The organism is Segatella copri, assembly GCF_949820605.1.
Lineage (GTDB): Bacteria > Bacteroidota > Bacteroidia > Bacteroidales > Bacteroidaceae > Prevotella.
The window spans coordinates 132,820-152,930 of the sequence record NZ_CATKVU010000006.1 but is presented as its reverse complement, the minus strand read 5'-3'; the positions used below and the strand labels follow the sequence as shown (position 1 = coordinate 152,930).

Annotated in this window: 19 protein-coding genes; 5 read left to right on the top strand and 14 right to left on the bottom strand. The window is 39.1% G+C overall.

From position 1 onward, the window contains the following. Window positions 1–5 precede the first annotated feature (5 nt). The 3 genes from RCO84_RS01750 to RCO84_RS01740 all read right to left on the bottom strand — a co-directional run bounded on the left by RCO84_RS01750 (window position 6) and on the right by RCO84_RS01740 (window position 3,125). On the bottom strand, window positions 6–1,301 hold the full coding sequence (locus RCO84_RS01750) for a hypothetical protein (protein WP_317583644.1): 1,296 nt from the start codon (window positions 1,299–1,301) through the stop codon (window positions 6–8). A 54-nt stretch (window positions 1,302–1,355) separates the two neighbouring features. Then, complete coding sequence (locus RCO84_RS01745) at window positions 1,356–2,411, bottom strand: mannose-1-phosphate guanylyltransferase (protein ID WP_317583643.1); 1,056 nt, start codon at window positions 2,409–2,411, stop codon at window positions 1,356–1,358. Window positions 2,412–2,708: 297 nt separating this feature from the next. Beyond that, a complete protein-coding gene (locus tag RCO84_RS01740; protein WP_317577398.1) occupies window positions 2,709–3,125 on the bottom strand; it encodes a hypothetical protein in 417 nt (138 codons plus the stop codon). A gap of 168 nt (window positions 3,126–3,293) precedes the next feature. Here RCO84_RS01740 and RCO84_RS01735 point away from each other — a divergent pair, with 168 nt between their 5' ends. The 5 genes from RCO84_RS01735 (at window position 3,294) to RCO84_RS01715 (ending at window position 7,724) form a co-directional block, all read left to right on the top strand. Then, the gene (locus RCO84_RS01735) at window positions 3,294–5,450 is read left to right on the top strand and encodes a VapE domain-containing protein (RefSeq protein WP_317583642.1); all 2,157 of its coding nucleotides are present in this window, start codon (window positions 3,294–3,296) and stop codon (window positions 5,448–5,450) included. Window positions 5,451–5,892: 442 nt separating this feature from the next. Next, the gene (locus RCO84_RS01730) at window positions 5,893–6,102 is read left to right on the top strand and encodes a DUF4248 domain-containing protein (RefSeq protein WP_117727236.1); all 210 of its coding nucleotides are present in this window, start codon (window positions 5,893–5,895) and stop codon (window positions 6,100–6,102) included. Window positions 6,103–6,283: 181 nt separating this feature from the next. After that, window positions 6,284–6,817 (top strand): HU family DNA-binding protein, encoded by a 534-nt coding sequence (locus RCO84_RS01725; protein ID WP_317583641.1) that lies wholly within the window; start codon window positions 6,284–6,286, stop codon window positions 6,815–6,817. A 209-nt stretch (window positions 6,818–7,026) separates the two neighbouring features. Beyond that, window positions 7,027–7,119, top strand: a complete 93-nt coding sequence (locus RCO84_RS01720; RefSeq protein ID WP_153073602.1) for a smalltalk protein — start codon at window positions 7,027–7,029, stop codon at window positions 7,117–7,119. Window positions 7,120–7,289: 170 nt separating this feature from the next. Then, a complete protein-coding gene (locus RCO84_RS01715; protein ID WP_317583640.1) occupies window positions 7,290–7,724 on the top strand; it encodes an N-acetylmuramoyl-L-alanine amidase in 435 nt (144 codons plus the stop codon). Between the two features lie 551 nt (window positions 7,725–8,275). Here RCO84_RS01715 and RCO84_RS01710 read toward each other — a convergent pair. The 11 genes from RCO84_RS01710 to RCO84_RS01660 form a co-directional block, all read right to left on the bottom strand. Beyond that, a complete protein-coding gene (locus RCO84_RS01710; protein WP_317583639.1) occupies window positions 8,276–9,367 on the bottom strand; it encodes a glycosyltransferase family 4 protein in 1,092 nt (363 codons plus the stop codon). A 38-nt stretch (window positions 9,368–9,405) separates the two neighbouring features. Next, complete coding sequence (locus RCO84_RS01705) at window positions 9,406–10,314, bottom strand: DUF6492 family protein (RefSeq protein WP_317583638.1); 909 nt, start codon at window positions 10,312–10,314, stop codon at window positions 9,406–9,408. A 2-nt stretch (window positions 10,315–10,316) separates the two neighbouring features. Then, on the bottom strand, window positions 10,317–10,841 hold the full coding sequence (locus RCO84_RS01700) for an acyltransferase (protein ID WP_317583636.1): 525 nt from the start codon (window positions 10,839–10,841) through the stop codon (window positions 10,317–10,319). Between the two features lie 2 nt (window positions 10,842–10,843). Further along, window positions 10,844–11,911, bottom strand: coding sequence for a glycosyltransferase family 4 protein (locus tag RCO84_RS01695; RefSeq protein WP_317583635.1), 1,068 nt, complete (start codon window positions 11,909–11,911; stop codon window positions 10,844–10,846). Further along, the gene (locus tag RCO84_RS01690; RefSeq protein ID WP_317583634.1) at window positions 11,880–13,118 is read right to left on the bottom strand and encodes a hypothetical protein; all 1,239 of its coding nucleotides are present in this window, start codon (window positions 13,116–13,118) and stop codon (window positions 11,880–11,882) included. The genes RCO84_RS01695 and RCO84_RS01690 overlap by 32 nt, the downstream gene beginning before the upstream one ends. A 96-nt stretch (window positions 13,119–13,214) precedes the next feature. Next, entirely contained in the window at window positions 13,215–14,900 is a 1,686-nt protein-coding gene (locus RCO84_RS01685) for a capsular polysaccharide synthesis protein (protein WP_317583632.1), read from the bottom strand. Further along, the gene (locus tag RCO84_RS01680; RefSeq protein WP_317583629.1) at window positions 14,897–16,582 is read right to left on the bottom strand and encodes a capsular polysaccharide synthesis protein; all 1,686 of its coding nucleotides are present in this window, start codon (window positions 16,580–16,582) and stop codon (window positions 14,897–14,899) included. The genes RCO84_RS01685 and RCO84_RS01680 overlap by 4 nt, the downstream gene beginning before the upstream one ends. Window positions 16,583–16,585: 3 nt before the next feature. Further along, window positions 16,586–18,037 carry a flippase gene (locus RCO84_RS01675; RefSeq protein WP_117729088.1) on the bottom strand — a complete coding sequence of 484 codons (1,452 nt, stop codon included), beginning with the start codon at window positions 18,035–18,037 and terminating at the stop codon, window positions 16,586–16,588. A 129-nt stretch (window positions 18,038–18,166) separates the two neighbouring features. Beyond that, on the bottom strand, window positions 18,167–18,925 hold the full coding sequence (locus RCO84_RS01670; RefSeq protein WP_317583628.1) for a beta-1,6-N-acetylglucosaminyltransferase: 759 nt from the start codon (window positions 18,923–18,925) through the stop codon (window positions 18,167–18,169). Then, entirely contained in the window at window positions 18,852–19,043 is a 192-nt protein-coding gene (locus RCO84_RS01665) for a hypothetical protein (RefSeq protein ID WP_317583627.1), read from the bottom strand. The genes RCO84_RS01670 and RCO84_RS01665 overlap by 74 nt, the downstream gene beginning before the upstream one ends. Before the next feature lie 13 nt (window positions 19,044–19,056). Next, the gene (locus RCO84_RS01660) at window positions 19,057–20,100 is read right to left on the bottom strand and encodes a mannose-1-phosphate guanylyltransferase (RefSeq protein WP_317583625.1); all 1,044 of its coding nucleotides are present in this window, start codon (window positions 20,098–20,100) and stop codon (window positions 19,057–19,059) included. Between the last annotated feature and the right edge of the window lie 11 nt (window positions 20,101–20,111).

The following is a 20,111-nucleotide window of genomic DNA, read 5'->3' as shown; positions in this document are numbered from 1 at the left end:
TACTTTCAATCAAACTGAAGATCTACACTAAAATACTCATTAAGGGTATCCGACAGATAATAAGCAGCCGCCCATGCCCCCACTTCAAGTAATTCTACGTTCATAGATCTACACGAAGACATTTGCCCCAAATAATATTTACCATCAGAATAGGATTTAGCCTTTCCTTTTTCTCTAAGAACTTCTATACATTTACTATATCCTCTCACAGTAACATTAACAAAGCCCCAATAGCCATAGTCCTCTTTAAAATCAGGGTTATCGTTCAAATATTGATCAATCGCATCATCTGCAAGTTTGCAAGCTTTATCATAGCAAGCCAATATCTTTGATGCTTTCTCTTGAGAGACGTTGTATTTTATAGGTAAATGAATTTGGGCGAATGGAAGAGATTCCAGCTTTACAAGATTAGCAATATCAAGTTTCGATATAGACTCCAAAGAAATAACCTTAGCAGATTCTATAGCAAGAATATTATATGCAATCCCTGTATTTGTACCTTTCGAATCGTATAAGGTTCTCAGATAGTTGGTTATCTCATTCAGTTCTTCATCTGTGGAAACAATTATGTATATCTCGGAAAAAAAGCTAGCATACTCTTTCGAAAGAAAGAAAGGTATTCCTGGCACTCCTAGCTTATCATAAGGCAAAGGCCATCTCCATTCCCTTTCCATCATCCAATCAATATTCTTCTCGGCAGGATTAGCCGTAAGCTTTGTCGAGACATATCTATATTGTTCGTCTAATGGTAACTGATTCTCAGAAAGCATCCTACCTTGATACACTCCCCTTTTATCATGATGCACTTCCACAGGATCAGAAGTCAGGCCATAGATTACTGGTCTTGCCCCCGCAGCATATAATTCGTTTCTTTTAAAGGCTATTCCATATTCACCTACATATCCAGATACTTGCCCCCTAGCTTTAGCATACTCCACCAAAGCATATAGAGGCATTTCCGTAAAACAGACTGCAGACACGGGACCGTATACTGTAGGGTTACCTTTGCGCATTGACCATCCGCTATGGATAAAACCATCATGGAGAATCTTTTTTAATACATCGAAGCCAGAAGCATCGTTATCTATTCTGTATTCATTGTCAACAAATTCATCCAAGATATATTTTTTATTACCATCCTCGTCATAATAGTCATGATATCTGCTATCCATCTCAAAGCCCTCATTTGCCGCAATTGTTGCAAGTTCAGACAAGGTCTCGCTGCCTGTTCTTTGGTGTACAAAATGTATCATCCATTCCGACAAATCAAGTCGATTTCTATATTTTGCAAAATAAGTCATTTTTTGTCTAATTAAGTCTATAAATAAAGAAATACAACATCATTTTTGGGTGACTTATTTCCCAAACTCTTTAATCCTCTGTTCCTCTTTCAAAGAGCAAACAAGCAGTTGTCCATTCTTCTCGGCTACGATATAGCCATCCAACCCCTGAACCACCACCTTGCTTTCATCGGCTACATGAACCACACAGTTCTTGCATTCATACAAACGGATGTCCTTGCCTACCTTAGCATTGCCAGCCTCATCCTGTGGAAGCAAGGTACGGAGACTACCCCAGCTGCCTAAGTCGCTCCAGCCGAACTCGGCTGGCAAAGTATAGATTTCCTTCGACTTCTCCATTACAGCATAGTCGATGCTAATCTTCTCACAGGTTGGGAAGAGTTTGCCGACCACCTCTTTCTCCTGTTCAGTATAGAAAGAAGGAGCCATCTCGTCCATGATGCTGGCAAGCTGAGGCTGGAAGGTGCGGATTGCCTTGCTGATGGTATCAATGTTCCATACAAAGATTCCGGCATTCCAATAGTAATTGCCGGCAGCAAGGTATTGCTCGGCTGTCTTCAGGTCTGGCTTTTCCTTGAAAGCCTCAACCTTGTAGATTTCATCTACTGATGTTGGCTCTGCTGAGGCTATATAGCCATAGCCTGTTTCTGGGCGGCTTGGCTTAATACCGATGGTAACGATGGCGTTCTTATCGGAAGTATAGCTCAATGCTTTGCTGAGCACTCGCTGATACTCCGAGGTATTGATGACCAGGGCATCGGATGGTGTCACCACGATGTTGGCATCAGGATGCTTCTTCTGGATTTTCCAACAGGCATAAGCAATACATGGAGCGGTATTGCGAGCCTCCGGCTCTGATAATATGTTATCTACTGGCATATCAGGGATTTGCTCCTTGACTATACTGATGTATTTCTCGTTTGTCACTACCCACATGTTCTCGACAGGACAGATTGGCTTCAATCTATCTACTGTCAATTGAATGAGGGAACGGCCGACACCCATCACATCAATGAACTGCTTTGGGTAATCGGGGGTTGACATAGGCCAGAAACGGCTACCTATGCCGCCAGCCATAATTATAATTTGTATATCGTTGTAATTAGTCATATATCTTGTTTTTTCGAAAACCTACCCGCCCTTCCTTACCGTTAAAGAAGGAGTTTTTCTACCTCTCCGTCTCTCCTGCAAGGAGAGCTCCACCTCTAACCAAGCCTTCCTCCTCAGAAGGAAGGATGTAACCGCCCTACTCGGTGCTCGGAACCGCTACGTTCTAAGGTTGGCGGACCATCAAAGGTCTACGCCATATTGTGCGGGATGGGACCGCCTGGGGCATAAACAATGACGGAAAGGCTACATCACAATTGCAAAGACGGCATTGTAGTATACCGACAATACATCCATTTCTCACTCCCTCCTTTTCCACTCCCCCACATCACTTATCACCGCCCCGAAGTCGTAGCCGGCCACGGAGAGCATCTTTTCGCGGACAATCTTCTCCATGCCACCCTCAAAGGGATGGAGGGTGACACCGGAATAACAGTCGCAGAAACATTGCTCCAATATATCCAGTATGCGACACATCTGAAGAATGCGCTCCCAGACAGAAGAGGTATTGAGGAGAAGGATGCGGATAGCGGCGTAAAGCTGCATCACTGACACCGACTCGTGGTGACGGAAATGATGCTGCGCCCTGCTGCTGAGATGATTCTTCTCTAAATATCTTGCACTATAAACTTGATGACCTAAGCCATCCACTGCCAACAGGCGGTTCCCAATCTTGATGATGAGCTGGACTGGTACATAATCATTCTGGTTACTCATGAATTCAAACGTTATTTATGTTTAAAACTCGTTCCCTAGCAAGGAAACAAATGCGATGATATGTCACCGACTTTTTATAATTTTGCCAGCGTTAGACAAAAACAACGATGAATTCGTGAAAACAACTAACAATATTTTATTTATTAACTTAACATAGGAAATGCAATTATGAACATTAACATTTTCAATGGCTACCAGTCTACAGTGCCTGCTGTCATCAAGTTCCAGCAAATGGTGGACATCATCAGGAGCGACAAGCAGCTCGCCGAACTGACGAAGCGTTACCGCATCACGCACCAGAGGGAGTACAAGAGCCAGTGCTACTGCTTCTCCGTGACCTGCGTCTTCCAGGGTGGCAAGGCGAAGAAGGATATCATCGAGGTGACGGGCGTCGGATTTTCTGACTTCGACCATGTGCCAAAGGAGAAACTAGCCAAACTCTGCGCCAAGCTGAGAGAGGACAGACACACTTTGTTCTTCCACATCACCGCTTCGGGCGAGGGACTGCGCGTGCTCTATCGCTATGAGATGAAAACGGGAATGACGCTGGAGGAGCAGATGAAGTTCTATCCCACGGCCTTCCGTCATGGCAACCAGTATTTCTCCGACCTGCTGGGCGTGGAGTACGACGAGCATTGCTGCAACCTGGGCAGACTGATGGGTGCCGCCTACGACCCTGATGCCTTCTTCCGTCCCGACGCCGAACCTTTCAGCTACGACTGGCTGGTGGCACGACAGCAGGAGAAGACCTTGCAGGATAATGCCACGGCCCGATTGCGACGGGAGGTGAAGAAGATTGACCGTCTCTACGAAGACAAGCTTGCCAAGGAACTGGAACATGAGATGAAGACTTATGTGGCGGGCAGCAAGAATGAGTATGTATCGTGCCTCGCCTACAAGCTCAATGCCTTCGGTTTCTCTGCCGATGCAGCCCTGGAGTTCATCCGTCAGGAGTTTCCCGACTACGAGCGCCCGAAGGCTGCCGTAGACAGTTGCTACCGTCAGACTGAGGAGCACGGCAAGCGCAAGCACGAACTGCAACCCCGACGCCATGAGGCGGGCAAGTCAGCTTCCGTGAACGACATCATCCAGTTTCTAGGCGAGCACGTGGATCTGAGGTACAACCAGATTACCATGAGGGTAGAGTATCGCATGAAGGAAGAAGGCGACGGAAAGGGCGAGGATTCTTCTGCCTCCGGACTTTGGCAGATTATCAACGACCGTGCGGTCAACACTCTGTGGAGCGAGATGTCGAAGACAAACCGTGCCGCGGTACAAGACTTCTTCCGTGTCATCGAGAGCAACTATGTGCAGCCGTTCAATCCGTTCACCGACTATCTGAATAGCCTTCCCGAATGGCACGAGGGCGACACCGACTACATACAACAGCTTGCCGACAGCGTGACCGTAAAGGGTGGCGAGGAGCAACAGAAGCTATGGACCTGCTACCTGCGCAAGTGGCTCGTGGGGATGCTGGCTGGATGGACGCTCGACGACGTGGTAAACAATGTGATTATCGTTTTGATAGGCGCACAGGGCTCTGGCAAGAGCACTTGGATAGCCATGTTGTTGCCGTCCGAATTGCGCCAGTATTTCTACACCAAGACCAATGCCAGCCGCCTCTCTAAGGACGATCTGTTGGTGCTCGCCACCTACGGACTGATGCTTTGCGAGGAGCTGGACACGATGAAACCCTCAGAGCTGAACCAGTTGAAGGCAGCCGTCACCATGCTCACCATCGACGAACGTGCTGCTTACGCCCATTACCCGGAGCATCGGCCACATATAGCCTCATTTGCTGCCACTGGCAACAACGTTCAGTTCCTTTCCGATCCTACGGGCAATCGCCGCTGGCTGCCCTTCGAGGTGGAGAGCATCCAGTCGCCCCGTGAGCATCCCTTCGACTATCCCAACATTTATGCCCAGGCTTTGCATCTGCTGCGCTCAGGCTTCAGATATTGGTTTACGCAGCAAGAGATTATCGAACTCAACCTTCACAACCACAAGTTTGAGGCACCCCGTCTGGAGCGAGAACTCGTTGCGCTCTACTTCGCCCTTCCTACCGAGGAGCAGCATGGCATATTCATGACCGCCAGCCGTGCCCTGCAGATTATCGGGGCGGGCATCAGCCAGAAGCTCAGTGCCGTATATGTGGGCAGGGCTTTCTGCGAGCTGGGATTCCACAAGGTGAGGGTGAACCACTGTTGGGGCTATCTTGTGATAGAGCGTGACGGCGACATGATCAAGGCTCAGCAAGTACACCTGGCGATGGAGGCAGAGGACGACTATTCGCAGCAGGATACCGACCCCGACCTGCCCTTCTAGGGGTGGGTAGGGTAAGTAAGGGGAGGGTACTTTCTAAGAGTTTCCTTATGTAAAGGTTCGTTTACTATAGGAAAGATATAGTATATATATAGGCTCCCAGAAAAATCGATTTCCTACTCACCCTAGTTACCCCTGGCGTAAACAAGATAGTTACGACCGCTAAGTATCATGGTTACGATGCCTAAGTATCATATTTATGAATTATAACCCTAATAGACATTTCTCTGCACGCGAATTACGTACTGTTTTTACTAAACATGAATTTCTTATTGTTTTTACTGAACATGAATTGCTTATTGTTTTTACAGAACACGAATTGCTTATCGTTTTTTCGGAACACGAATTACACGAATAAGTTGCTTGAAGACGAAAGATTCGTTAGATTCGAGAGATTCGTGTTCAAAATTCAACATTCAACACTCAACATTCAACATTATAGAAAATGGATTTACGAAGTTACACCAAGCAGGAGTTAGCCCTGCTCTATTTTCCGGATTCCGACCCGGACGTGGCAAGAGCCCATCTGATGAGATGGATAGTAAGATGCACCCAGCTCTACGAGCAGTTGCAGAAGAGTGGATACAACAAGAGCTGCAAGGAGTTCAATCCTCTGCAAGTATCCTATATTTTCTTTCATTTAGGAGAACCCTGATATTTATCAGTGATAATCGGTGAGTATCGGTGAGCAACAGTGAGCATCGGTGAGTTGGGAAAATGAAATGTTGTATCTTTGCAATGTGATTCAGAAAGAGTCATATGCATTAAACCAGGCACTGCGCAGCGCCCATTCAACATTCAACATTCAACATTCAACACTTAAAACTTTAAAACTTATGTTGCTTTACGTACTAAAACTAAATCAGAACGCCAAGATGCCAGAGGCATACGGCAAGTATTACGCCTATCCAGTCATCACTCAGACGGTAGACATCGACGGCCTGGCCGAACACATGGCTAGCCACAACACTCCTTTCTCTAAGGGAGCCATCAAGGGCATGATTACCGATATGGTATCGTGCATCAAGGAACTCACCTTGCAGGGTTTCGCTGTGAAGATTGACGACCTCGCCATCTTCTCCATCGGCATCCGCAACAAGGAGGGAGCCGCCTCAGAGAAGGAGTTCACCATCGCCAAGAACATCGACGGTTTCCGTCTCCGTGCTCGTGGCACCGGTGAGTTCAGCGCCAAGACCATCAACCTCGAAGCTACGCTGAAGAAGGCCTCTGCTCTGTTAGGTGATGGCACCACCCCGGATACCACCCCGGATACGGGGAAGGATACCGGAAAGGATACCCCTGGTGGTGGCAACACCGACCAGGGCGGTAGCGGAACCACTGAAGAAGGAGGAGGTGACGGCTTAGAGTAGCCCTACCCTCCTCGCATCTGAAACAAGAGAAAGCGCATCGGCAGGATGCAGTCCGGAGTAATCCGAGGGCACATCAGGAATGAGTTCATCACTCACCATTCAACATTGTCAAATCATCGCCCTGAACGGATACTTGCTCATCCTGCCCGCTTCCTTCTTGTCTTCCCACACTAATCACTAAACACTAATTACATTAATCACTAACAAAAATGAAAAAGGAAACAATCCAGAAAGTCATCAACTTCGTCATCACCGTCCTCACTGCCGTCCTCAGCTCCTTCTGTGTGCAGAGCTGCAAGTGATAGCGTCTGAACACGAATTACACGAATCGAACGAATCATATCTGTTCAAAGGACATATTCGTGCTATTCGAGATATTCGTGTTCAGTTAAATATCTGTTCAAAGCACGGAAAATTCGTGTCATTCGAGAAATTCGTGTTCAGTTAAACCCTTTAAAATCCATAGAATCCAATGAAGAATCAAAGAAAAATCGATTTGATCGTGGTACATTGCAGTGCCACACGTATTAACCAGGACTTCCCAGTAGAAGCCTTAGAAGCCTGCCACAAGGCCCGTGGTTTCCACTCCATCGGTTACCACTATTACATTACGAAGGATGGCGTGGTCTATCCCTGCCGTCCAGAAAGCGAGGTGGGCGCTCACGCCCGCCACTACAACGCCCATAGCATCGGTATCTGCTACGAGGGTGGTCTCGACGAGAAAGGCAAGCCTGTCGATACTCGCACTCCAGCCCAGAAAGCATCTCTGGAAGATCTCCTCTACAGTCTCGTCCTCGACTATCCCGATGCCGAGATTCTAGGTCATCGTGACCTTCCCTGGGTTCGCAAGAGCTGTCCTTGCTTCGATGTCAAGGAATGGCTGAAGGAAATCGACTTCCATCTCTAGAAAGCCCGGACAGTTCCCGGAAATTCGTACTATTCGAGTTATTTGTGTTCAAAATCATCCCAGCTTGTAGCAATACAGGTTGGGATTTTTATTATCCGTGAGATCTATGTGCGAACATAAGTAAGCATCCAACCCCTATCCTGCATCACTTTTTCGAAATATTCCCTTGTTTCCATTATCAAACTGTTTTGATTACGGATGCAAAGGTAATATATTATATAGGTACCGCCATACGGGCTAACGGTGATTTACTGGTTGTAGTCCTGCATCACCTTTTCAAAATATTCTTTGCTTTCCATTTTATGTGAATTTTAAAACGGTTGCAAAGATAATATTTTTCGTTTACCCCACCTTACGCTGTATTGGTGGTTTACAGTGAAGACAGATACAATCTAAATCCACTACACAAAATAAAGACATGAACACCAGCACCACCCAATGAAGCTGCCTTTTGCAAGAAGCCAGGTAAAGGATAACTCTGTGCAAGATGCATTAAAACTATAGTAAATGTGGAAAATCCTCTAAGGAAATCCACGACCACCACCCTTCTATTATTCATTTTTATTACTCAGCATTTTCAAATACAATGCTTTCAAATCTCCAAATACTTTTTTGGGGAAAAAGTCCTGTACTACATTGAAAGCATTATTGCCATGTTTTTTAATCGCATCACGATTTTCAATATAAAACTTGATAGCATCAGCAATGGCTGCAGTATCACCAGGCTTGACCAAGATACCATTTTCACCAGACTTAATAATCTCAGGTATACCACCAACCGGGGTGGATATGATAGGATGACTATACGCCATAGCTTCAAGTATAGCAATAGGCAACCCCTCGTTGTAGGATGGCAAGATATACACATCTTCCCAATTCAAACAATCTATCTTCTTCTGCCCTGCAATCCAGCCTTCATAGGTTACAAAAGATTCCAAGCCATTCTCACGAATATACACCTTGATATCACCATCAACCTCATTACCTCCCATACGAAGTAATAGCTTATCGGCAAAATACTCCTTATTGTCCACAATAGCCTTCAACAAGTCGAACCCTCCTTTTCGCTTGCTAATTTCCCCCATATACATCAGATGCAACTTACCATCTTCAGTATGTTTATCTGAAGCTATCTCAGGAGGTGACACGATGTTGTTAAGAACATGGATTTTGCCTTTGTCCATTCCGATGGATGAAAAATACTCTTTCCATGATTGCGACAATACAATTAAGGAATCACACATTTTCAATGTATCAGTAATACCTTTTTTATCTTCTGCTCCATGATAATACTCAACGAAGTCAGCTGCATGCTCATGCAGAATCACCTTTTTGCCACATTTCTTGGCAAGACGAATAAATAACTTACACCTATCAAACGAAGCATTAGCTGCTCCGTGTATATGCACGATTTTTATACGTTTGTCAAAAGTCAGTAAGAACCAAGTTCGCACCAATGCCTGCAGAGCATACCAAGACTTCACCAACTTATTACCCAACTTCCAAGTTGGAATAAAACGCATGTTCTCAATATACTTATCATAAGATACAAGAACTGCAGTCATACCACCCTTCGTTTTCTTTGAAACACCTAAGAATAAGACATTTAAAGAATCTTTGCTATCTATATATTTTACGACCATAACAATCCCAATAATTTAGATACCTGATCAGACTTTCTTTATAGAAATTGAGTCCAGCTTTCTTTTATAACTTTCTCAATTTCTTCGAAATTTAAATATTTGTCCGCAAGAAGTTTTCTGTCTTTTTTCTGAAGCCATAAGCCAACAGCTTTATCGTCAGAAAGTGACTGCTTCATCTTTTCTTTAAACTCAACGATACCCGAACATTCAGAGATATCAATCTGCGGAAAGACATGATAATCTATCAAAAAATGATTTTCCATATCTAACAGTTTATCTGTAAATATAGCATAAGTATAGTATTCGCTAAATCGATAAGTATTACATAAGGCCAACTTCCAACTGTGCATCCAATAGTTTTTTGCTATTTCTCTGAGAAGTTTTTCTGTATTCTCGCGTACAAAGCATACTGGGGTATTCATATAGTTATAAAAGCTTATATCCTCATACGTACCTTGCCAATTTAGAAGTTTTACCGCCGCATGGCAATAATCATCATGACTTGGTTCATTCACATTCTTTACACGATACATTAGATATTTACCATTTTTCTTCCACATTTTCAAATCAAAAGGCTTCATGAATACTGTCTCTGAATCTATATTAAAAACTGCCTCATACTCATTGCCTATCACTTTAAATACACCCAACTTACAAATCTGTTGAATTATCCACTCTCGAACAGGAATTGTCAGCAAACTCACATGAAAATGATGTCCCAACATCTTCCAAGGAACACGAATCAAGAACCAGGGAAGTACCAAGGACTTCTTTAAAACAACGTGCTTACCATATTGCAAGCACATAAACATCTCTAAATCTTCATCGTTCACAAAGATAAAATGATCTATCTCAGGTGCAAACTTATCCATACTGTCACATAGAAGCTTACACTCTTTAAAATCGTTTTTATACGACTGTGTAATAATTGCAACTTTTTTATCCATAATCATTTTCTTTTTCTTATTAATTTGGCAGGATTACCTCCAACTATGGAATAAGGTTCTACGTCTTTTGTTACAACGGCTCCAGCTGCCAAGATACTTCCCTTGCCTATACGATGACCTGGAGTTAAGATTACTCTAATACCAATCCAACAGTCATCGTCAATAATCGTCGGTGTAACCCCTTCAATAGAACCTTGAAAACACATAGGCTTCTCTGTATCACTAAATGTATGATTGTTAGCTACGATATGAACTTCTGGCGCCATCATTACATATTTTCCTATAACGGTATTATTAGGAACAACACAATTTTCACCTATCCCACTATAGTCACCAATTTCTACATTCCTGCCATTTCCAAAATAAGCGTGTCTATCAATAGTTGAAACTTTACCACAATACTTAAATATGTGACGACAACAGAATATTCTGATCATATTACAAAACTTGCCCCCCCATACCGAATAACTGCTAGGGAGATGCTGAGCGAAAGCATAATAAATTATGAGAAACAAAAATCTTTTCATATCTATGATTTTGCATTACAATTAAATATTGATTTTATAATCCTCTCCGAATTTTCCAAAGAGTACTTTTCTAAGAAAATTTTCCTGGAATACCGATTAAATTTATCTTTCTGAGCTGAAGATATTATTTTAATTTGCTGAATAAAATCATCAGCTGTACAACATATTACTCCCCATTCGTCACTATTTATAAAACCGCAAAAAGCCTCTTTTGTCCCTATGACATATTTTCCCCACATCAATGCCTCCGCTGTCTTAGTTTTCATACCAGAGCCTTCAAATATAGGTGCAACAACCACATCGCTATTACGATAATAATAGCCCAAGTCTTCTACAAATCCATGTATTTCTAATTTACTTGATGGAGTATACTTTAACTTTTCCATTCCTGCCCCAACTACTATTAGTTTTGCCTCAACAAAAGGTAAAACATTAGCAATAAACCATTCTATACCATGAACATTAGCATAAAAATAACTTCCTACAAATAGAAGGGTAAAAACCTTCGAAAAATTAGTATCCAAAGGAAGTTCTCTAAAACTATCGTTTAAAGAAGAAGGCAATATATGGATTTGAGCAAACTTATTTGTTTCTTTAACAAAATTCATGTCTCTAGGAGTTAACGTTACTATATCGTCAGAGTAAAAAATTGCATCGTGTTCTGCCTTATAAATAGGGCGAATTTTAATTGGATAAGCGAATATATTTCTCCAAGTAACTTTTGTAAAATTTCTCTCGATATTATGAAAGAAACAAACTATGCGCCCTTTATATCCAAATTCTTTTAAGCATTTTGCCAAAGCACCAAAAAAACTGCCATCAATCCATATAACATCATAATCGCCAGACAAACGAACTATATCACTAACATTGTTTAATGTAAGTCCACCAACATAATGTTTTTTCAATCTGTACAAGAAATCACAAATTTTAAAACGAGATTTCGTAACAATGAATTTTGTAACATTATCTTTGCCAAAAACATTTTCTAATACTGTAAAATTACGTTTTGCTATAACGTTGCCACCACCAGCAGCATCATAGCAACTTGTTATAAAGAGAAGTTTCATTTTTTAATCTATCTTTTATTGACAATAATATATAACACAATGAAAAAATATAAGGATTAGTCAAATCATCTGAGAAGAATGAAATCAAAAAAGTAAAGATTATCCAAATAGAACCAGCTAAAAAATAGCAATTATAAGTTCTCATTTTAAAGATTCCTTTAAATAAGTTATATACAAACATAACATAAACAAAGAATCCCCCAAAACCTAAATATGCAAGCATGGTACCATAAGCAATATCTGGACTTCTCAGCTGTTGAACCATTCCCGATCCATAGAACTTTATATTAACGATAAAACGATACATCTGCTGAGATAATGGTGACGAATCCGATAGTAAACCTAAGCCAAATATCTTTTCACCAATTGGTCGTTTTTCCAAATATTGAAATCTCTCCAGCACCCAAGAAAGACGATATGTAAAAGAACCTTCTATTTGTTCATATGAGTTCAGCTCAATATTTCCATGCAAAACTGCATTTATATCATCTTGTGTACCACTATTAGAAGACACATAACGCTCCGAAATCATAGTAGAAAATGGCAAGGCGCAAATTGTTATAATCAAACCATACTTAATAATAGCACTGCGCTTTCCTTGGAACCATAAACCTAACAAAATGCATATCAAGGTTATCAACATTAATGACCTTCCTAAAGTTCCCATTATACATACAAGCAAAAGTCCCAATACATATTTTGTCCTTTTTCCAAAATAGTCAGGCTTCACCAAACATACTATGAGAAAAAATATTGAAAACACAGGATAATTGAAGAATCGGATGAGCCCTGTTGCTGGATCTCTATTGATTTCATAAGTTGGTATGATAGGAATTTGAATTATTACTTGTACCACATCCACTATACCAACCAGCACTGTAAATCTAGCCAACAAATTAAACAGTCGCTTGCATTCTTCTAGTTTCATATTACGCAGAATAGGATAACAAAATACCAACAAAAGAAATCTGCCCCCCTGAATAACCTGCATAAAAGGAATGTCATAATGGTACATTGAAAATATCATACTACATCCTAAGAATAAGACAAAAACCACAAACCATTTCGTTATTTTATCATGAACTAAGACATACTTCTTTTGTAATATCATCACAAGGGATATAACAAAAGTATAGACTAAAGCAATATCACCATTTTTCACTCCACCTAAAACAGGATCTATCAAAACTTTATATCCATCAAACATAAAACTTATATATAGGAAATATGATAGATACCTTTTGCGAGGCGAAAAATATAAGATTACAGAAACTGCTAACAATAAAATTCCTAACATTTTTATCTATTGAATTATTTCTAAAAGTTTACCAAAAATAGTCAAATGTCCTTCTTTGTCATAAGGAAAGTATTTTATTTTCCAACTCAACTTATGAATCGGTACATTTTCTAACATAGAAGAAAAATCCTTGTCTTTTAAGTTTTCGTTCAAACACCCAGCTAGCTTTAGCATATTACCTTTATCATAAGGGAATTCATCAATGATGCTCTTGGCCTCAGGACATAACTCATATATTACCACTAGCAAATAATCCACTAGCAAATAATCCAATATTTTTTTCTCATTTTTACAATAAGCAAAAAATAAATCTCTCATATTCTGGAATATACATAACGAATTACCTCCTATAAGATAGCTAGCCCATCGATAAGCAGAAACATATTGAGCCACATTAGATGTTTTCTGTTTACTTGTAATGAATGGCATATGAGATAAATCATTCATTTTTTGAGAGACTAGACAGGTTGAATCAATCCAAAGTCCACCATATTTGGTTAACAGGCTAAAACGAAGAATATCCGAAAAATTAGTTAGTGAAATTCGCCCTTCCTCCAACATCGAAATTATATATTCAGGAAGTTCAACATATTTCTTATAATTATCAGCCGATATAATGTAAAGTTGTTGATTAGGTAAGAGATTTTTTCTCAAAGAGGCTAAACAAATTTTAGGAACTAATGGCATCATATTTTCTCCTTGCCACCAACATACCCAAATTGGGAATTTATCACCAATAGAAACTTGTTTATCTACTATATTAGCATTATTATTGACAACATATCCATATTTTTTCTTTAAGAAAGAAAGTATGGCCTTATGCTTAATTTTTAGTCCCAAAACACCCGGAATCATTTTTCCCAAAACAGCTAAAAGACCAAGAAAGCCCATAACTTGAATATAAGTAAACATCGTCGTAAACTTCTTTGCGGCAACATTATATATATTAGCCCACTCAAAAGATTCCATACAATGTTCTGCTATTATATCAATATAAGTTTGTTTATGTTTTTTAATTTGATTATACTCATTTGGCAAAAGTTCCTCCAGGACTTTCATACGTTCTTTCTTGCCTAACTCTTTCTGGGTAAACGTAGCTCCATCATGATTAAATTTACAAACATCAACATCTATTGAGCGATATTTTTTGTGCTGAAGTAAAAGAATCTCAATACAAAATTTCCAATCACTTACAAGTTTCAATTTCTCATCATAAGGATTAGAAAGCAGTAATTCTCTTTTTATAAAGCTAGCCTGATGGCTTAAAGACCGATTTACAAATAAATCTTTAGTTATACATGTCGGAGCATAAACATAATCTATAACCTTACCAGATTTTAATGAAATTTCATTGCCGCACAAATAATCAAATCCATCATTTAAAAAGAGCGAAACTTGCTTCAAAACTAAAGGATTAGCAAATCGGTCTCCAGCATTCATAAATATGCAGTATTCTCCTTTAGCCATTTTTACTGCCTTATTCATTGCATTATAAATCCCTGAATCAGGCTCACTGATCCAACGAGTTATATACTGGTCATATTTTTTTAGCACATCTAAAGTGCCATCATTACTGGCACCATCAACAATAATATATTCAAAACTATTATACTTTTGATTTATAACAGACATTATTGTTGGCTCAATGCAAGTTACTGCATTATAAGATATTGTGATAACTGATATTTTCATATTTTTCTTGTAACTATGTGGCCTAATAAGGTTTCTTTTCCGCATGTATCGTACAAAGGAATTGAAGAGGAAAACTTGTAGCTTAATTTATAAAACAGAGTATCATCTCTATTAATTAATGCTTCTAGATTATTTTCAGAATACGCTTGAGCAAGATTTATATCCAGACAATGTAAATTATTCGAAGGCACTGATGAAAACAGTTTTGCTATACTTCCTGAACGCTTTTGAAAATAAGCCCAAAAATAATCAATCCAAAGATAATCAAAGAGTTCATCATATTTGTTCCAATACTCTATCATCATCATTAAGGTCAACCTCATCAATTCATTTCCAGGTTGACAAGCTAAAAAGAAAACAGCCCACCTGCCGTGTGAAATTACCTTGTAAGGCGTTTCTAACTTTGGGGTAACAGTATAGAACTGTTTTTTCCAAATACATTCTGGAATCGAATGAACCATATACAAAGTTGCATCAACCCACACTCCACCATATTTCAATAAGAGAGAAACACGAACAACATCGCTAAAATGAGTTTTAGAAATGATACCTTGTTTATACTTTTTCCTTATGATTGGAGGTATCTCCACAAAATCATTTACATTTTCCTCACTTATAATATTTACTTTACTATTTTTATTTTTTAAAAGAATACTATCAACACATTGCTTTACCACTAAAGGCATTTTATTCGGATTGTCCCAATAAATCCAAATATAATGAACATCATCGTTTCTCGGAACTTCTTCATGCATATAACTTTTACAGCTAATATCTATATCTTTAAAATTTTCATGTAACCATTCCAGAAGTAGACGATCCTTATATAAATAATCTTTTTCTGAATCCATATGAAAAACTTGTTTTATTCGCAATTTTAATAAACTCATCGCATAAACTAGACTAACGATTTTTCCTAGTCTATAGATTTTCAACAAGTCTCTTTTTTGACTTAAAATTTTACCTAGAAGCAACTTTATAAATAAGGACAAGGATTTCCTGTGAAGACATACCGTATGTTCTTCGGTCTTTCTCCTATTTGTCTGGCAGGCACCCCCCCCATATAATGTAAATGGAGGAACATTTTTAGTAACAACAGCACCAGCTGCTACCACAGCACCTTCACCTACAGTAACATCATGCAAAATTATAACATTTGGACCTATCCATGCTCTATCACATATTTTCACAGGTCCAAAATGTTCAGGCGTACAGGCGAAATCTCTATCCCTATAATCGTGCTGAAGTGTCCAAATGCTCACATTAGAACTTAAATTTACATTTTCACCCAGTTCTAATCCTGCTCTTGCATCTAAAATTGCATTATTTCCTATTATGGTTCCATTACCTATTTTTAATTTAGTAGGATTGCGAATTTCACAATTACTATAAATAACGACATTTTTACCTAGCTCAATGCCTTGTATATAACGATAGAAAAAATTTCGAATCAAATGACTATGGATTTGGCTTATCCAATAGAGAAACAATCTTTCAAATTGCCAAGAATATCTTTCAGAAACTTTTGTTAACAAGCCATTAGTTGTACCCTTATTACGCTTATACCATGAAACAAGTATTGTCAAAGGAGAAAAGAATAGCATCAAAAGTATTCTATGAAAATATAACATTAAAATTATACAAGTAAGAGCTATACAATATGTACAGAGAGACAAATTCATAATTTACTTATTTTTAAAATGTAAGACTTTCGTTATAATCGCATTTTCAATATCATTAAGGATAGGATTCTTTACGATATACTTTTCTATCAGATACGTTCCTACAACAACGATAAATCCGCCTAAGACAATATTCACAACATAATTCAATCCAGATAAAACAAAACCAGACAGATATGTTACTAATGTTATCATAATTATTGGAACAATTCGTTTACCAAGATTAACAGCCAATCTGATCTCTGTTCTTTTACGGATGAAATAAATAGCAGAAAACATAACAACCATTTCAGAAACCAACCAACTGATTGCAGCACCAACGCATAAATAACTGGGGACTAATAGAACATTAAGAACTAAACCTGTAACAGCACCCCATATTGTATTTATCAAAACTTCTTTGTCTCTTTTCAGAGGCATTAGAATTTGAATGATAAGAATTTGTTCAATACCTACAATTATGATTAGAGGCATAATCAATCTCATAGGTACAACAGCCCCATCATACCCATTTCCTGCAACTAATCTGACTATATCAGGTGCATAGAATATCGCATAAATAGCAAAAGGAACAGTTATCGTCAAAACCACATTGAAACTTTTCGTTATCAAACGTTGAAAAGATGCTGTCTGATGCTCACTAACCAACAGACTAAGACGAGGCAACATAACTGCAGCAAATGCTGATAATACAGAAAGAAATATATTGTAAAATTTACTAGCTGTAGCATAATATCCTACTTGTTCGTCCGTTGAGACGAAACCAAGATAAGACATGCTAAAAGAATTGTATAACCATGCTAAAATAGAATAGCCGCCTAATATCAATATCGGCTTGACAATTCGCCTTATTGTAGCTACATCAAATGAAAAACTTATAATTTTACGAGCGTATAATAAATTAACAATCGCATTAATCGTTATTGAAAAGACTATTAAGAAATAATATAAGAGACAATCCTGCGGAGAACGTACAAAAGCAAAGACAGAAACTACGAATAACGTTCGAATGATTACTGTTCTCTGAGTAATAAATTTAAAATCTTCAATACCCTTATAAAACCAATCAATCAAAAGAAACATTGAAAATAATTTAAGACTTCCAACAAGCAATAAATCTTTGTAGTCAGCAAACTTTGGTACTATAAATATCGCTGCAAACAGCACCAATATAGCAATCAAAGTTGTTATTGCATTAAAGAGGAGCAACGCCGTAAAGGACTTATTCAATTTATCTTGGTCTGTTTTATTTTGAGCTATTTCTCTTACCCCAATAGTTTCTATACCTAACATTGAAACTATGATAAAAATTTGTATAATATTATCAGTAAAATTATATTTACCAATAGCCTCAACACCCAAAACTCTTGAAACATATGGGAATGTTAAAAGAGGAAATATATAATTTGCAACCGTAAGAAAGCTGCTGTATAAAAAATTACGCTTAATACTCATAAAGATTATGCTTTTCTCTCTCCTAAGAATATAGAGAAGAATTTTGAAGTAAATAATATTATCGGATAGAATGAAAATAACACAAATATACCTGCCAAATAATAGAAGCCAGGATATCTTGTAGACATACTAAGAGCATTTAAGTTTTATAAAATCCACAATATCTCGATCAACGAAAGAAGAGAATTTTCTTGCAAAGAAATTATTAGAGTTCATTATTTCTTCTATATCATCTTTTTTCCACACATATGGTTCCCCTCTATTCCAATCTATTAATCGCAAAGCTGCATTTTGATTTTGTATAGGTACATATAAACGCTTTTTGTATTCTGAATCCATTAAAATCGTCTGTATAGCTATTTCATCTGCACAACATGTATACTTAAAGCGTGACAAAATATATTTTTCTTTTGAAAGCAAAAACAACATAAAATCATGTGGAAGACTCATCCATTGATGCCCCTTGAACAAATTCAACCTTGGATTTCTCTTCAGGCAAAACAAGCGTTGAATATAAACAGATAAATCATCTAATTTAAGAAAAAGTTTACCAATAATCTTTTTTCTTAGCAACCGAATAAAAGGGTGGTAATAATTTATACAAAAGTCCATCCTCCTTTTGTCAACATCTGTATCACTTATTGTCATAAAGATTTCATTTGAATGCTTATCAAAAAAATCATGTATTACAGACAAAGGTTTTATTGCCAAATCAACACCTGATAAAAGGTGATAAAAATCATGATAAGTTTTCGAGGCTTCTTTAAACAAGATAAATTCTGCTTCAAGCATCGAACTATCTCCCCAACGAACATCAATTCTCGTAGAAACCAGCTGTACCCCCCCCATAAGCAACGCATATTGATTTAATCTTATCAAATTCTTCATCAGCAACTTTTTTATCTACATGAACATAGATGTCATCAGCACCTTTTGCCAATTGCCCCAGTAATACTTCAAGAATATATGGCTCATTATGAGCCAAAATTAAAAACGCATGTTTCATATTTACTTAATATTTATTTTCCAAACTCTTTAATTCTTTGTTCCTCTTTCAAAGAGCAGACAAGCAATTGTCCGTGCTTCTCAGCAACAATATAGCCATCCAAGCCTTGAACTACCACCTTGCTTTCATCAGCTGCATGAACCACGCAGTTCTTGCATTCATACAAACGGATGTCCTTGCCTACCTTGGCATTGCCAGCCTCATCCTGTGGAAGCAAGGTACGAAGACTACCCCAGCTGCCTAAGTCACTCCAGCCAAACTCGGCTGGCAAGGTATAGATTTCCTTAGACTTCTCCATCACGGCATAGTCAATGCTTATCTTCTCGCAGGTTGGGAAGAGTTTGCCGACCACCTCTTTCTCCTGTTCAGTATAGAAAGAAGGTGCCATCTCGTCCATGATGCTGGCAAGCTGAGGCTGGAAGGTACGGATTGCCTTGCTGATGGTATCAATGTTCCATACAAAGATTCCGGCATTCCAATAGTAATTGCCGGCGGCAAGGTATTGCTCGGCAGTCTCCAGGTTTGGCTTTTCCTTGAAAGCCTCAACCTTGTAGATTTCATCTACGGATGTTGGCTCTGCTGCGGCAATATAGCCATAGCCTGTTTCCGGACGGCTTGGCTTGATACCGATGGTAACGATGGCGTTCTTATCGGAAGTATAGCTCAATGCCTTGCTGAGCACTCGCTGATACTCCGAGGTATTGATGACCAGGGCATCGGATGGTGTCACTACGATGTTGGCATCAGGATGCTTCTTCTGGATCTTCCAGCAGGCATAAGCAATACATGGAGCGGTATTGCGAGCCTCCGGCTCTGATAATATGTTATCTACTGGCATATCAGGGATTTGCTCCTTGACTATGCTGATGTATTTCTCGTTTGTCACTACCCACATGTTCTCGACAGGACAGATTGGCTTCAATCTATCTACTGTCAATTGTATGAGGGAACGGCCGACACCCATCACATCTATGAACTGCTTTGGGTAATCGGGGGTTGACATAGGCCAAAAACGGCTACCTACGCCACCAGCCATAATTATAATTTGTGTTGTCATTTTTCAATCTT

Bases quoted from the DNA above. Each gene is read 5' to 3' on its own strand.
- RCO84_RS01685 (WP_317583632.1), bottom strand. From the start codon at position 14,900: ATGAAAATATCAGTTATCACAATATCTTATAATGCAGTAACTTGCATT.
- RCO84_RS01730 (WP_117727236.1), top strand. From the start codon at position 5,893: ATGGATTTACGAAGTTACACCAAGCAGGAGTTAGCCCTGCTCTATTTT.
- RCO84_RS01665 (WP_317583627.1), bottom strand. From the start codon at position 19,043: ATGAAACATGCGTTTTTAATTTTGGCTCATAATGAGCCATATATTCTT.
- RCO84_RS01750 (WP_317583644.1), bottom strand. From the start codon at position 1,301: ATGACTTATTTTGCAAAATATAGAAATCGACTTGATTTGTCGGAATGG.
- RCO84_RS01735 (WP_317583642.1), top strand. From the start codon at position 3,294: ATGAACATTAACATTTTCAATGGCTACCAGTCTACAGTGCCTGCTGTC.
- RCO84_RS01690 (WP_317583634.1), bottom strand. From the start codon at position 13,118: ATGTTTGATGGATATAAAGTTTTGATAGATCCTGTTTTAGGTGGAGTG.
- RCO84_RS01660 (WP_317583625.1), bottom strand. From the start codon at position 20,100: ATGACAACACAAATTATAATTATGGCTGGTGGCGTAGGTAGCCGTTTT.
- RCO84_RS01695 (WP_317583635.1), bottom strand. From the start codon at position 11,911: ATGAAACTTCTCTTTATAACAAGTTGCTATGATGCTGCTGGTGGTGGC.
- RCO84_RS01670 (WP_317583628.1), bottom strand. From the start codon at position 18,925: ATGAAGAATTTGATAAGATTAAATCAATATGCGTTGCTTATGGGGGGG.
- RCO84_RS01745 (WP_317583643.1), bottom strand. From the start codon at position 2,411: ATGACTAATTACAACGATATACAAATTATAATTATGGCTGGCGGCATA.
- RCO84_RS01720 (WP_153073602.1), top strand. From the start codon at position 7,027: ATGAAAAAGGAAACAATCCAGAAAGTCATCAACTTCGTCATCACCGTC.
- RCO84_RS01740 (WP_317577398.1), bottom strand. From the start codon at position 3,125: ATGAGTAACCAGAATGATTATGTACCAGTCCAGCTCATCATCAAGATT.
- RCO84_RS01715 (WP_317583640.1), top strand. From the start codon at position 7,290: ATGAAGAATCAAAGAAAAATCGATTTGATCGTGGTACATTGCAGTGCC.
- RCO84_RS01700 (WP_317583636.1), bottom strand. From the start codon at position 10,841: ATGAAAAGATTTTTGTTTCTCATAATTTATTATGCTTTCGCTCAGCAT.
- RCO84_RS01680 (WP_317583629.1), bottom strand. From the start codon at position 16,582: ATGAATTTGTCTCTCTGTACATATTGTATAGCTCTTACTTGTATAATT.
- RCO84_RS01725 (WP_317583641.1), top strand. From the start codon at position 6,284: ATGTTGCTTTACGTACTAAAACTAAATCAGAACGCCAAGATGCCAGAG.
- RCO84_RS01705 (WP_317583638.1), bottom strand. From the start codon at position 10,314: ATGGATAAAAAAGTTGCAATTATTACACAGTCGTATAAAAACGATTTT.
- RCO84_RS01675 (WP_117729088.1), bottom strand. From the start codon at position 18,037: ATGAGTATTAAGCGTAATTTTTTATACAGCAGCTTTCTTACGGTTGCA.
- RCO84_RS01710 (WP_317583639.1), bottom strand. From the start codon at position 9,367: ATGGTCGTAAAATATATAGATAGCAAAGATTCTTTAAATGTCTTATTC.